The organism is Nocardioides sp. NPDC127514 (assembly GCF_040302125.1).
Lineage (GTDB): Bacteria > Actinomycetota > Actinomycetes > Propionibacteriales > Nocardioidaceae > Nocardioides.
This window is the reverse complement of the sequence record NZ_JBEORF010000009.1, coordinates 164,147-177,102: the sequence shown is the minus strand read 5'-3', so window position 1 is coordinate 177,102 and position 12,956 is coordinate 164,147. Positions and strand designations below refer to the sequence as shown.

The 12,956-nt window shown below is 68.4% G+C and carries 13 protein-coding genes and 1 rRNA gene; 6 read left to right on the top strand and 8 right to left on the bottom strand.

Annotated elements, in window-relative coordinates; genetic code table 11:
• Positions 1 to 94: ribosomal RNA gene (gene rrf / locus ABTX24_RS09575) — 5S ribosomal RNA — on the top strand; the annotation flags it as partial.
• A gap of 297 nt (positions 95 to 391) precedes the next feature.
• On the opposite strand, the gene ABTX24_RS09570 is transcribed toward rrf, so the two are convergent.
• Positions 392 to 1,687, bottom strand: coding sequence for an MFS transporter (locus ABTX24_RS09570; protein WP_350839145.1), 1,296 nt, complete (start codon positions 1,685 to 1,687; stop codon positions 392 to 394).
• A 55-nt stretch (positions 1,688 to 1,742) separates the two neighbouring features.
• Entirely contained in the window at positions 1,743 to 2,765 is a 1,023-nt protein-coding gene (locus ABTX24_RS09565; RefSeq protein ID WP_350839143.1) for a DUF2332 domain-containing protein, read from the bottom strand.
• Positions 2,766 to 2,840: 75 nt separating this feature from the next.
• Here ABTX24_RS09565 and ABTX24_RS09560 point away from each other — a divergent pair, with 75 nt between their 5' ends.
• Positions 2,841 to 3,641 (top strand): siderophore-interacting protein, encoded by an 801-nt coding sequence (locus ABTX24_RS09560; protein WP_350839141.1) that lies wholly within the window; start codon positions 2,841 to 2,843, stop codon positions 3,639 to 3,641.
• Here the strand turns inward: ABTX24_RS09560 and ABTX24_RS09555 are convergent, their stop codons facing one another.
• From ABTX24_RS09555 to ABTX24_RS09540, 4 genes are all read right to left on the bottom strand, one after another.
• Positions 3,642 to 4,244 carry a hypothetical protein gene (locus ABTX24_RS09555; protein ID WP_350839139.1) on the bottom strand — a complete coding sequence of 201 codons (603 nt, stop codon included), beginning with the start codon at positions 4,242 to 4,244 and terminating at the stop codon, positions 3,642 to 3,644. It lies immediately after the preceding gene.
• A 103-nt stretch (positions 4,245 to 4,347) separates the two neighbouring features.
• A complete protein-coding gene (locus tag ABTX24_RS09550; protein ID WP_350839137.1) occupies positions 4,348 to 5,613 on the bottom strand; it encodes an Nramp family divalent metal transporter in 1,266 nt (421 codons plus the stop codon).
• Between the two features lie 21 nt (positions 5,614 to 5,634).
• Positions 5,635 to 6,864, bottom strand: coding sequence for an RNA polymerase sigma factor (locus ABTX24_RS09545; RefSeq protein WP_350839135.1), 1,230 nt, complete (start codon positions 6,862 to 6,864; stop codon positions 5,635 to 5,637).
• 27 nt (positions 6,865 to 6,891) lie between these two features.
• The gene (locus ABTX24_RS09540) at positions 6,892 to 7,320 is read right to left on the bottom strand and encodes a YciI family protein (protein ID WP_160026206.1); all 429 of its coding nucleotides are present in this window, start codon (positions 7,318 to 7,320) and stop codon (positions 6,892 to 6,894) included.
• 134 nt (positions 7,321 to 7,454) lie between these two features.
• Between ABTX24_RS09540 and ABTX24_RS09535 the strand changes: the two genes are divergently transcribed.
• Positions 7,455 to 8,339: an LLM class flavin-dependent oxidoreductase gene (locus ABTX24_RS09535; RefSeq protein ID WP_350839133.1), complete on the top strand. Its 885-nt coding sequence runs from the start codon at positions 7,455 to 7,457 to the stop codon at positions 8,337 to 8,339.
• Here the strand turns inward: ABTX24_RS09535 and ABTX24_RS09530 are convergent.
• On the bottom strand, positions 8,336 to 9,160 hold the full coding sequence (locus ABTX24_RS09530; RefSeq protein ID WP_350839131.1) for a nicotianamine synthase family protein: 825 nt from the start codon (positions 9,158 to 9,160) through the stop codon (positions 8,336 to 8,338). The genes ABTX24_RS09535 and ABTX24_RS09530 overlap by 4 nt on opposite strands.
• 196 nt (positions 9,161 to 9,356) lie before the next feature.
• Here ABTX24_RS09530 and ABTX24_RS09525 point away from each other — a divergent pair, with 196 nt between their 5' ends.
• Together ABTX24_RS09525 and ABTX24_RS09520 are read left to right on the top strand one after the other, a co-directional pair.
• Positions 9,357 to 9,734 carry a YciI family protein gene (locus tag ABTX24_RS09525; RefSeq protein WP_350839129.1) on the top strand — a complete coding sequence of 126 codons (378 nt, stop codon included), beginning with the start codon at positions 9,357 to 9,359 and terminating at the stop codon, positions 9,732 to 9,734.
• A gap of 1 nt (position 9,735) precedes the next feature.
• A complete protein-coding gene (locus tag ABTX24_RS09520) occupies positions 9,736 to 10,968 on the top strand; it encodes an RNA polymerase sigma factor (RefSeq protein ID WP_350839127.1) in 1,233 nt (410 codons plus the stop codon).
• A gap of 18 nt (positions 10,969 to 10,986) precedes the next feature.
• Here the strand turns inward: ABTX24_RS09520 and ABTX24_RS09515 are convergent, their stop codons facing one another.
• Positions 10,987 to 11,601, bottom strand: coding sequence for a TMEM165/GDT1 family protein (locus ABTX24_RS09515; RefSeq protein ID WP_350839125.1), 615 nt, complete (start codon positions 11,599 to 11,601; stop codon positions 10,987 to 10,989).
• 246 nt (positions 11,602 to 11,847) lie between these two features.
• On the opposite strand from ABTX24_RS09515, the gene ABTX24_RS09510 reads away from it, so the two are divergent.
• The gene (locus tag ABTX24_RS09510) at positions 11,848 to 12,633 is read left to right on the top strand and encodes an HAD family hydrolase (protein WP_350839123.1); all 786 of its coding nucleotides are present in this window, start codon (positions 11,848 to 11,850) and stop codon (positions 12,631 to 12,633) included.
• Positions 12,634 to 12,956: the final 323 nt, after the last annotated feature.

Genomic DNA, 12,956 nt, shown 5'->3' with positions numbered 1-12,956 from the left:
AATACCCGGTCCCATCCCGAACCCGGAAGTCAAGCCCTTCAGCGCCGATGGTACTGCAACCGAGAGGCTGTGGGAGAGTAGGACGCCGCCGGACATATCTTTGCGCAGGGCCACCTCTTAGGAGGTGGCCCTGCTGCCATTTGTGCCCATTGTCGAGGTGATTATGAGGCCTCTTCGCGCCACGCCCGGTTGACGTGGGCAGCGGCGCGAGGTCCAATGTCATAGTTGCAGTCCGTACCAACAACACCTCGAACAAGGAGTTCCCATGGTCAAGAAGCTGCTCATCGCCGCCGTCGTTGCCGCGGGTCTCGGCGTGGCCATCAAGCTGGTCACCAGCCGCTGATCCAGAGCTTCTCCAGCTGCCCGGTGCCCTCGAGGTGCCGGGCAGCTGTCATTTGGTGCCCTGGGACGCTTCCTCGTCCGGAGCGACCGTGGCAGCAGGAGCGATGGGCTCTTCCTTCGGGACGTCGACCTCAGCCAGCGAGCGGCGAGCGCCGGGGATGGCGAGGATGCCGCCGACCATGAGGAAGAGCAGCACGCCGGCGAGGACGAGCAGGGACTCGACCGAGAACTGGTCTGCGAGCGGGCCGAAGACCACCATGGAGAGCGGCATGGCAACGGACATGACGATGCCGACGATGCCGAAGACCCGTCCCTGCATCTCTGGTTCGACGCGCTCCTGAAGGATCGTGAACGCAGGTGCGCTCAGCGCCGAGAAGGCCACCCCGATCAGCAGACCGAAGACGAAGAAGACCCACATGTTCGTGGAGACTCCGAGCCCGACGACGAACAGTCCGATGAGGACGACGGAGCCGACCATCAAGCGCATGCGGTGAATGATCTTGGGTCCGAACGCGGCCATGGCGGCACCGCCGGCCAGCATGCCGAAGCCCCAGAACAGCTCGTTCGCGGTGAGCTTCCAGACCTCGTCGCCGAAGGTACGCGTGACCATGAGCGGGGTGAGGTAGGAGGGAGCTCCGACCATCACCATGACCAGGGTGAAGAGCACGAGGATCCAACGAACGTGGGCATGAGCCGAGACGTACTTGAGGCCGGCGCGGAGGTCGCCGAAGTAGGAGACCTTCCCCTGGTCGGGGCGTACGAGACGGGCGACCGGGACGAGGGCCAGGAGGCCGACACCGATGAGGGCTGTGATCGCGTCGATGAAGAAGACGGCGACGATGTCCATGCTGGCGTAGATCACCGCGGCGAGTGCCGGCGCGAGGAGCGTCATCGCGGACTGGATGGTCTGGAAGGCGCCGTTGATCCGGAGCAGCTGGGACTCCGGCGCGATCTGCGGGATCATCGCGGTGACGGCAGGCATCTGGATGCCGGCGAAGACGGAGCGGATGGCCAGGGCGAGATAGATGATCCAGAGGTCGTCGATCCCGCTGACCATCAGGCTGGCCAGGATCAGGGTGGCGACCGCGATGGTCGCGTCGGAGCCCATGATCAGGAACTTGCGGTGATGTCGGTCGGCCCAGACGCCGCCGAAGATCGACATGAACGCCTGCGGGAGCATGCCGAAGACGAGGCTCAGCATCAGCACCGACCCGGAGCGGGTCTCGATGGTGAGGTGCCACATCACGGCGTACATCACCAGCATCGAGCCGAGCAGGGAGACCGTTTGGCCGGCGAGGAAGATCGCTGCGTTGCGCCTCCAGCCGGGAAGCTCGTCGGCGGGCATGCCGACCAGCCTTTACCCGGACGCGGAACGCGTCAACCGACTTTGGTCTCCGCGGCTACGCCAGGATCAGCGGCGGGCCGTGGTGGCTCGAACGGGCGAGCACGTCGCCGTCGAGGCTGAGCGCGGGACCGTCGGTGCGGACGTCCCAGCCCGAGGCCGTCTGCGCCGGCGGGACGCCTTCCATGCTGACGTGGGCGAGGGGCAGGCGCCCACGCGCGTCGGCGACGGCAGCGCGTACGCCGGTGCGTACCTCGATCGGCCAGTACTGCTCGGTGATCGACTGCCAGACGACCGTGAGGACATCGGTGTCGGTCGGGTCGGTGAGCTGTTCCTTCAGCCAGGTGTCGGCCGAACCGACATCGACCACGGGTGGGTCGCCGGCCGCGGCCCGCAGGGCACCGGCGAGCCGGGCGTGACGATCGACCTGATGCGGCCATACGAACGAGGTCAGGTACTCGCGGCCGGCCGCGGTGGAGACATCGACCGGGGCGAGGTCGCAGCCACGGCGCGCCACGACCTCGAACGGAACCGGACGCACCCCGGCGCTCTGGGTGTCGATCGCCAGCGGGCTGTCCGTGGGCCCGTACGCCCAGTCCTCGCCATGGAAGTGGTAGCGGTCGACGAGCAGGTTGAGCCCCGCCGAAGCGCCCGGCTCGAGCAGCCGGATGCGATGCAGGCCGGTGCGGCGTACGGCCTCGAAGATGCCGACGAGGAGGCAGGCTGAGCGGCCGACCTCGTTGGTCTGGGGCGCCACCTCCAGGCCTGCACGGAGCTCGTCGACGTGTGCCGCGACCACCTCCTCGAACACCGGCCACGCGGCGACGTAGGCGTCGTCGCCTCCGAGGTTGGGATAGAAGCGCTCGAGCTCGGGAGCATCGCCGCGGAGGACGATGCGGTGGAGAGCCGCCAGGAGGCGCAGCTGCACGGCATCCGCGCGGGAGGCGTCGAGGTGATCCCGGCAGATCTCCGCGATGGGACCACCCGCATCGAGGTCGTCCGCGAACCGGTTGAGCAGCCAGCCGTAGAGGTGCTCCTCGTGGCCGAAGTGGTCGCGGAAGAGCTCGGAGAGAGTCGCCATGGGCACATCCAAGCACTGACGCGCACTAGGCAACATAGGTAAGGTAACCCTTACTTACAGGGAATGGAGCTTGGCATGGGATTCGACGACGGTCGGAAGCTGAAGGGCGTGTACGCGGCCGAGGTGCTGCACAACAAGCAGGTCACGCCGCACATGGTGCGGCTCACCTTGGGAGGCGATGACCTGCGGCGCTTCCCGAAGCGCGGCTTCGACCAGTGGTTCCGGCTCTTCCTGCCGCGACCGAACGGAGAAGCCACCAACTTCGACGCGGTGCCCGAGAAACTCGGGACGATCGACTACCTGAAGTACCTGAGGCATGGCGACCGGCCGCCGCTGCGCAACTACACCGTGCGCGAGCACCGGCCCGACCTCGGTGAGATCGACGTCGACTTCGTCGTGCACGGGGATCTCGGGATCGCCGGCCCGTGGGCGCGTACCGCGCAGCCCGGCGAGCGGGTCGTGCTCATGGATCAGGGCACGGGGTTCGACTACGCTCCGGACGCGTCGTTCCACCTGCTCGTCGGGGACGAGTCGGCCCTCCCGGCGATCGTCGGGATCCTTCGAGACATGCCGCGCGACGCGCGCGGCCTGGCGATCATCGAGATCCCGGACATGGCCGACGTCCAGGACGTCTCCGGGCCCGAGGGAGTCGAGGTGCGATGGCTGGCTCGAGGTGACTCCGCCGGACAGCCCGGGGCGCTGGCTGTCGCCGAGGTGAAGGCGTTCAAGCCCGAGGCGCCGGCCACGCTCTCGGCGTACCTCGTCGGTGAGCGGACGATCCCGGCCGAGGGGCGTCGCCATCTGGTGTCGCTCGGGGTGCCCAAGTCGCGGATCACCTTCGTCGGCTACTGGCGGATCGGCAAGGCGCAGGCCTAGCTACTTGATCTCGATGCTGGCGAGGGCGCGTTCGTAGAGCTTCGGTGCAACCTTCGCGTCAGGCATGCTCCAGCCCTCATATCCCAAGGCGAATACGACGTCCTGGTTCTTGTCGATGACAGCGGCCCATCCGGTCCCCGTATTCGTTTCGTGCTTGATGGGGAAGCGTCCGCGGATGGCTGGCCAGCCGTCCACAGAGGCAGTTCTGCTCGCTGCGACCTCCCCGCCCAAGGCTTTGGCGCCGCCGGACAGACCCCGGGTGAGATCGAAGGGGATGCCCGGATTGAGGTCGAGCACGGTGATTCCCAGCCGGTCTCCCGATTCCAGGTCGATCGTGTACGTGGTCTGAGTCATGTTGTCGTGCTTCTCGACCTCCTTCTCGGGCTCGATGTCCGGAAAGGTGATCGTGAAGTACTCGGTGTCGAAGGTCTTGAGAGTGTCCTCTGGCGACAGGGTCGGTGTTGGACTGGGAGTAGGCGTCTCGACCGCCGTGGTGCTCGGGCTCGGCGTCACGCTGACCTTGGCGGCCGTATCGGTGGGGGCGCCGCAGGACGAGAGAAGGAAGATCGCGACGACGGACGTCGCGACGTGAATGGAGCGCATCGGGTGAAGATAACCGCTCGTCGGTGCGTACGTCTCCAGATGACGAAAGAGGCGGCGAGCCTGTGTCTCGCCGCCTCCTCGTTCGGGTGTCGCCGGGGCTGCTCTAGCCCAACAGGTCCTGGATGGAGGTGCGGATCTGGTCGAAGGCGAGCCAGGCGAAGAGCAGGGCGCAGATGATGAGGCCGATGTTGGAGACCCACTTGTTGCGCCACTCCGCAGGGGTGTGGCCGGTGTTGAGGAGCCAGAGCAGAGTGACCGCCAGGAACGGCATGAAGAAGGCGCCCAGGACTCCGTAGATCAAGATCAGCCAGGTGGGCTCGTCGGCGAGCAGGAGCCAGATCATCGGGGGGAAGGTGAGCCAGAGGATGTAGGAGCGGTACCAGATGCCGCCGCTCTTGGCCTCGGGCTCGTCGGCCTTTCCACGAATGGTCCCCATGAAGTCCGCGAACATCAGGCTGACGCCGTTCCAGACGCCGACGAGCGAGGACATCGCCGCGGCCCAGAAGCCGATCAGGAAGAGCTTGCCGAACCAGTCGCCGTAGCGGTCGGCGAGCACCTTGGACAGGTCGAGCATGCCCTGGTCACCGGTGCCGATGGCGATGTTGGCCGAGTAGAGCAGCTCGGCGCCGACGATGAGGGTGGCGACCACGAAGATGCCGGTCACGACGTACGCCGTGGTGTTGTCGATCCGCATCACGCGCATGAACTGCGGCGTGTGCCAGCCCTTCTCCCGCAGCCAGTAGCCGTAGGCGGCCAGGGTGATCGTGCCGCCGACGCCGCCGGCGACCGAGAGGATGTTGACCAGGGAGCCTTCGGGGATCGTCGGGACCAGGCCGACGAGGAGGTCGGGGAGGTTGGGCAGGGTGACGAGCGCCGCGCCGACCATCGTGACGAACATGATGCCGACCAGGACCGCGAGGAACTTCTCGAAGAGGCCGTAGCGGCCGGCCCACACGATGGCGAGACCGATCAGGCCGGACAGGATGCCCCAGACCTTCACCGACGCGAACGAGAACAGCGCGGCCAGGGCCAGGCCGGTGCCGGCCATCGCGGCGGCACCGTAGATGAAGCCCCAGATCACGATGTAGGGGCCGAAGTAGATCGTCGTCCAGATGCCCAGGCGCCGCCAGCCCTGGAAGATCGTCTCGCCGGTCGCCAGGCTGTAGCGTCCGGCGCCCTCGACCAGGACCACCTTCAGGACACATCCGACCACCACGGCCCACAGCAGGGCGTAGCCGTACTTGCTGCCGGCGATCAGGGTGGCGACCAGGTCGGCGGCGCCGACACCGGTCGCGGCCACGACGAGGCCGGGACCCAGGATCCGCCAACGTGGGGTCTGAGTGGTCTCTGGCGTCGCTGCTTGTGACATGGGCGACAGGTATACCCCGTTTTAGGGAAGATCAGCGACTTTTTGCCGAAGGACGGCACGCTCGCGGTCGTTCGTGCACATCTCTGCCGCCCGCTCCAGCTCCTTGCGTGCCTCGACGGTCCGGCCCAGCCGCCGCAGCAGCTCCCCGCGTACGGTCGGGAGGAGGTGGGTGTGGTCGAGCCGCTTGTCCTCGGCGATCCGGTCGACGATCTCCAGGGCTCGCAGCGGTCCGTGGGCCATCGCCACAGCCACGGCACGGTTGAGGTCGACGATCGGGTTGGGCGCGATACGGCCCAGCGCCTCGTAGAGGACGATGATCCGCTCCCAGTCGGTGGTCTCGACCGAGTCGGCGACCGCGTGGGTGGCGGCGATCGCGGCCTGGAGCCCGTAGGGACCGAGGCCCCGTGGGGTCGCCTGCTCGAGGGCGGCCACGCCGCGGCGTACGGCACCTTGGTCCCATCGGGTGCGGTCCTGGTCCTCGAGGAGGACCGGGTCGCCGGCGGCATCGGTGCGCGCCGGGAAGCGGGAGGCGGTCAGCTCCATGAGCGCGAGCAGTCCGTATGCCTCCGGCTCGTCGGGCAGCACGCCGATCAGCACCCGGGTCAGTCTCCGCGCCTCGCGGGCGAGGTCGGTGCGGATCAGATCCTCGCCGGAGGTGGCGGTGGAGCCCTCGGTGAAGATCAGGTAGAGGACGTTGAGCACGCCGGCCAGACGCTGCCGGCGCTCGTCGGGCGAGGGCACCTCGAACGGGACCTTCGCGGCCGCGATCGTCTTCTTGGCGCGGGTGATCCGGGCCTGGATCGTCGGCACTGGCACCAGGAACGCCCGGGCGATCTCCTCGCTGCTGAGGCCGCCGACGACCCTGAGGGTGAGCGCCACCCGGGCCTCCTTGGACAGCACCGGGTGACAGGAGACGAACATCAGCGCGAGAACGTCGTCATCGATCCGCTCGATGTCCAGGTCGGCGTCGTACGCCTCGTCCTGGTCGTGGGCGATCGCCTCGTACTTCTCGCGCTGGACCCCGGCGCGGCGGATCGTGTCGATCGCCCTCCGCTTGGCGGTGGTCATCAGCCAGCCGACCGGGTTGGCCGGCTGGCCGTCGCGTGGCCAGGAGACCAGCGCCTCCGCGAGGGCCTCCTGGGCAGCGTCCTCGGCGAGGGCGAAGTCGCCGGTGTAGCGCGCGAGCGCGCCGACGATGCGGGCGGACTCGATGCGCCAGATCGCCTCGACGGCGCGCGTCGCGTCACTCATCGGTGTCTCCTCGGATGGTCGCGGTCCTCAGAGCTGCCCGGTCTTGGTGCGCCAGTCGAGCTCCTTCTGGATCCAGGGGTTGTCCTGCGGAAACTCGTCGATCGTCGGCACCCGGCGGATCTCGACGGCGGACCCGGGGAAGCCACCGATCCGCTTGGCCCACTCGACCGCCTCCTCCTTCGAGCCGACCGAGATCAGGTAGAAGCCCCCGAAGAGCTCCTTGGTCTCGCCGTAGGGACCGTCGGTGACCACCGGTGCCTCCTCGGCGTCGGTGTAGGTGACGACCGTGTGCTCCTCCGGGTCCAGCCCCTCCATCGCGAGCAGTACGCCCGACTTGATGAGCTCGTCGTTGAGCTTGCCCATCTTCTCGAGCATCTGCTCGAAGGGGATGGCGGCCATCGCGGCGTTCTGCTTGTCCTCGTCGATGGTGCGCCAGATCAGCATGTACTTCGGCATCTCGGTTTCTCCTGTGTCGGTCGGGCCGTCTTGCCGGCCCGTTCACCCCTTGGTCGAACGAGGTCTACGCGGGATCGACAACGCTGCCAAGAATATTTTCGAAGGGGAGTTTCGCTCGTGGGTAGGTTGGGGTTGTGAAGATCTCGCTGTGGCCCAGTCCCGCCGTTCCCACTGCCGACATCCTTGCCGAGGCACAGGCGGCTGACCAGGCAGGTTGGTACGGCGTCTGGTTCGCCGACCACTACATGCCCAACACCGGCTCCGAGGACATCGACGACGGGCCGATGCACGAGGTCTGGGGGGTCCTCCCGGCACTGGCCGCGACCACCGAGAACGTACGCATCGGGCCTCTGGTCTCCCCGACGACGATCCATCACCCGGCGCTGCTCGCGAACCGGTCCGCGACGATCGACCACATCGCCGGCGGGCGGTTCGTGCTCGGCATGGGTGCCGGCTGGCAGATCAACGAGCACAAGGCGTACGGCATCGACCTGCCGAGCGCGAAGGTGCTGGTCGACCGGTTCGAGGAGGCGATCGAGATCACCCGGTCGCTGCTCGACAAGCCGCGTACGACCTTCGAGGGGACCCACTTCCAGCTCACCGATGCTCCCTGCGAGCCGAAGCCGGTGGCCTCGCCGCTGCCGATCCTGGTCGGCGCCAAGGGCCCGCGGATGCTGCGCGTCGTCGCCCGGCACGCCGACGAGTGGAACACCTGGGGCACGCCCGAGAGCGCCGGCGCGGTGCGGGCCAAGCTCCTGGAGGCGTGCGAGCAGGTCGGCCGCGACCCCGCGACGATGAAGACGACCACCAACCTCATGCTCGACCTCGACGGTGCGAACCCGGGCTTCGCCCGGACGCAGACCGGCTCGGCCGGTGAGCTGCAGGACCTGATCGGCCGCTACGTCGAGGCCGGGTTCGACGAGTTCATCCTGCCGACCTGGAACCTCGGCGAGACCGGTGCCGAGCGGATCGAGCGCGCGGCACAGCTCAAGGCCGAGGTGCTCGACCCCGCGCTCTAGCTGCTCGGGCGCGCGAGGATCGCACTGTTGATCACGTCTGTTCCCGGAGCGTCGACCTCGGGGTTGGCCTCGGCGACCACGTTCAGGCCGGCGAGGGCCGGCGGGCCGACCTGCGGGTAGAGCAGCGTACGCAGCCCCCGGGCGCTCCGCGCCAGGACGAGGCCGCCCGGCGCCAGAGAGGTGACCGCCTTGCCGAGCACCTCGGCCTTGGCGGCATCGTCGGACCCGACCAGGCCGGCGAGGAGCACGACGTCGACGGGGTGCGGTGGCGTGGCGGCGGAGGCCTCGGCGTGCTCGAACGTCACGCCGACGGCGTCCAGGCGTCCGAACGCGGCGGAGGAGAGCCGGATCGCCTCGGCGTCGTGGTCGACGCAGTGCACCGCGATGCCCTGGTCGGCCAGACAGAGCGCGGTCAGCGGGAGTGGCCCCGAGCCGAGGAGCAGCACGTGCCGTGGGGCGGTGCCCTGGCGGCGTACGGCCTCCAGCTCCATCTCCACGAGGAGCCGGTAGTTCTCGCGGTAGGGGAAGCGGCCGAACGCCGTCGCGGGGTCGGGGGCGCGCGCGATCCGGTCGGCCCAGACCCGCTCGAGCGCGTGCTCGCCGGCGGACGCGACCGATCGGAAGAGGGCCGGTGAACGCGACGGCGGCAGCGCGGCCAGCACCGCGTCGGCCTCCGGCTCGGGCACGCTGAGCACCGCGGTCACCAACCGGTTGAAGAGCGCGTTGACGACGATCCCGGGCTCCAGCGACGGCTGGTCGAGGAGGTCGTCGAGGGTGGAGACGAGACGTTCGTCGATGGCTTCGAACGTTCCCGGATTCACAACCGGTCACCCTTCCACATCGGCGACGGCAACTGCACGGTGTTCCGCCAGGCGCCCGCTCCGCGGCACGGAAGTCGCCTCACCCGTATCGCACGCGTCGGCGGCTCGCTTCTGGGACGATGTAGAACTACGCCACTCGGCTCCGACGTATCCCCGAAAGCACGCCTACGGAAGGCGCCGACGAAAGGGAAGAGCCATGAAGTACGTCATCCTGATCCACTCCAACCCGCAGCCGTGGGGTCACCCGACGGGTGACTTCATCCCCGAGTTCCAGTCGCTGCCGCAGGCCTCCAGGGAGAAGCTCAACGCGGCCTTCGAGGGGATCATGGAGGAGCTCTCGGCCAACGGCGAGCTCATCGGCGGGCAGGCGCTCGCGGATCCGGCCTCGGCCAAGCTCTACCGCTGGGAGGCCGGCGAGCCGATCGCCACCGACGGCCCCTACTCCGAGGCGAAGGAGCATCTGGCCGGCTTCTTCCTGATCGACGTCGAGTCCCAAGAGCGAGCCGAAGAGGTCGTACGCCGCTTCAGCGGCCCCGGTGAGACGGTCGAGCTGCGGCCGGTGGCAACCTACTGACATGACGGTGACGGGAGTCGAGGACGTGTGGCGGCAGGAGTCCGCCCACGTCCTCGGCGCCCTGCTGCGGGTCCATCCCGACCTCCCCGACTGCGAGGACGCCGCCCAGGAGGCGCTGATCGCCGCCAGCCAGAAGTGGCCCTGCGACGGGCTTCCGGCCGACCCGAGGGCATGGCTGATCCGGGTGGCTCATCGGCGGCTGATCGACCAGATGCGCGCGGACACGGCTCGGACACGGCGCGAGGTCGCCGACGGGATCGCCCGGCGGCTCGACGAGCCGGACCCGGAGGCGGTGGAGATCGGCTCGGCCTACGACGACTCGCTGCGGCTGATGATGATGTGCGCCCATCCCGCGTTGCGCCGTCCCTCCCAAGTGGCGATCACGCTGCGGTGCGTGGGCGGTCTGACGACGTCGGAGATCGCTGCTGCGTACCTGGTTCCGGAGGCGACGATGGGGCAGCGGCTCAGCCGGGCGCGGGCGACGCTGAAGGACGAGGAGTTCTGCTCGCCGGCGCCTGACGAGCTGCCCGAGCGGATCGCCTGCGTGCTCGACGTCTGCCACCTGATCTTCAACGAGGGCCACACCCGCACCAGCGGTCCGGAGCTTCAGGGCATCGAGCTCACCGAGGAGGCGATCCGGCTGACCCGGATCGTGCGCGGCGTGCTTCCGGAGCACGACGAGGCCACCGGCCTGCTTGCTCTCATGCTGCTGACCCAGGCCCGATCGTGCGGTCGTGTGGATCACCTCGGCGACCTGATCCCGCTCAAGGACCAGGACCGCTCGCAGTGGGACCAGGAGCTGATCCGCGAAGGTGTGGCACTGCTGGAGGACGTACTCCCCGAGGGTCCGGTGGGGCGCTACCAGCTGCAGGCGGCGATCGCCGCGGTCCATGCCGAGGCGGAGTCGTACGAGGCCACCGACTGGCTCCAGATCAACCTGCTCTACGGGATGCTCGCGCAGGTCGCGCCCTCGCCGGCGGTCACGCTCAACCGTGCTGTCGCCGTGGCGATGAGTCTCGGCCCCGAGCACGGGATCGAGATCGTACGAGACCTGCTGGAGCATCCGGCGATGCAGCGCCACCATCGCGCCCACGCCGTGCTGGCGCACCTGCTCGAGCAGTCCGGTGATGTGGCGACGGCTCGGGAGCACTACGTGCTGGCGGCCCGGCTGACCCAGAGCGTGCCGGAGCAGCGCTACCTGAACCGCCGGGTCGAGTCACTCGACCAGGCGTGACGGCTCGCAGCTGACGGATCACATCTGTACGGCACCATCGATGACGAGGATGATCCCGAAGATCGCGAACAGCGCGGCGGCGCCGTACTTGATCACGTTCTCGGGGAGCTTGCGGCCGAGGAGGGCGCCCACACCGATCGCGAGCGCGTCGGCGGCGACCATCCCGACCGTGGAGCCGATCCAGGTGCCGAGCCAGCCCTCCTGAGTGGCCAGGGTGATCGTCGCGAGCATCGTCTTGTCGCCGAGCTCGGCCAGGAAGAACGCGATGCCGACGGCGATGATCGCCATTCCCCTGCTGTTGCGAGCCTTCTTGGCCTCGTCCTCGGTGAGCTCGTCGCCGCGCAGCGTCCATCCGGCGAAGACCAGGAAGGCGACTCCCGCGACGATGGTGATGTAGTGCTGGTGCTCGGCGAAGGCGTCTCCGATGAGCGCGCCGATGGCGACCGAGGCCAGATGGACGATGGCGGTGGCGGCGGTGATCCCGAGGATCACGTCACGAGCCCGGTAACGGGTGGCGAACGTCATCGCCATGAGCTGGCTCTTGTCGCCGAGCTCGGCGACGAAGATGACCGCGGTCGAAAGCAGGAAGGCGTACACGGGGTTCCTCTCCGGCACCGGCCGGAGGAGTCCCATGAGGGGTTGATCGTCCTTCGACCAGCACCGTCATGTTGATACGGATGCATGGTCGAAGGTCTCGTCCGCCACTTCGTGGCCGATCGCGCCGGGCCCTGAGGCCAGTGTGTCGACGCGACTGTTGAGGACTACTCCCCTTCGCGCCTTCAGTCTAGGTGACGGGTCTGACGCGGCCGCATTCGGGAGGTCGCCGGCCGGTTCGCCGAATTCCGTCATCCGAGATCCGATCCTGGTTAGGCTGACTTCATGGACGAGGCCGGAGTGCGCGCGGTCCTCTTCGACTTGGACGACACGCTCGTCCCGAGCGGTCACCCCGCCGAGCACGCCGCGGTGGCCAGGGGGATGGGCGCGGATCTCGGCGTCGACCCCGATGCCTTTGCGGCCGCGGTCGCGGACACCTTCGACGAGCGCGTACGCGGTCTGATGGCCGATGTGCACCACACCGTGCGCTACCTGGCCCGACGGGTCGGCGGGTCGCCGACCGAGTCGCAGGTGGAGAGCGCGATCACGCGGCTGCTGAACTTCTCGCTCTCCCTGCATGCCGCGACCTGGGCGCTGCCGGCGCTCAAGTCGCTGCGCAAACGAGGGTTCAAGCTCGGCCTCGTCGCCGACTGCGGGGCGGAGACGGTCGCGATCTGGCCGCAGAGCCCGCTCGCGGACCACCTGGACGCCGTCTCGTTCTCCTGCCAGACGGGCGTACGCAAGCCGGACTCGGGCGCCTACCTCGTCGCCGCGGCGGCGCTGGAGGTGCGCACGGGCGAGTGCGTCTACGTCGGTGACGGCGCCGACCACGAGCTCAGCGGCGCCGAGGCGGTCGGGATGCGGGCTGTGCGGTTCCGGTCCCGGGCGCTCGAAGAGCTCGACGAGGGTGTCGCCTCCGACCTGGATCCCGACTGGAGCGGGCCGACGATCAGCGACCTGGGCGAACTGGTCGGGATGATCGGGATCCCGATTCCGCGCGAAGGGTCCGCATCGCGGACGTTCGTCTCCGGCAATGTGGTGCCGTGGGGTTCCAAGAGATCGTCCCGCTGATCTCCGGGTGCGCTCGGCGCTCGTCCGGTCGGCGTCTTTAGGTGGCGTCCGTCGTCGGGTCAGGGTCCCACTTCTGAGGGCCGATGTCAGCCGAACCAGCGATTCGCCGGGCGTTCGGTCCGCTCCTCGGCACGGTGCCGGAGCGCCATCGAAACGGTGTCCGATATCACACCGAACCTGTTACCTGTCTTTTGACAGGTTGAGCGCCCGCCGGGCCGGCCCTGTCTTCCCGGGGATCGCTCCATCAGGCGGCACCGCACGCGGGAAATCGGCAGCAAATGGTCCTTCCCCCCTAGCGAGTTCCGACCGAAAACGGTAAGAAT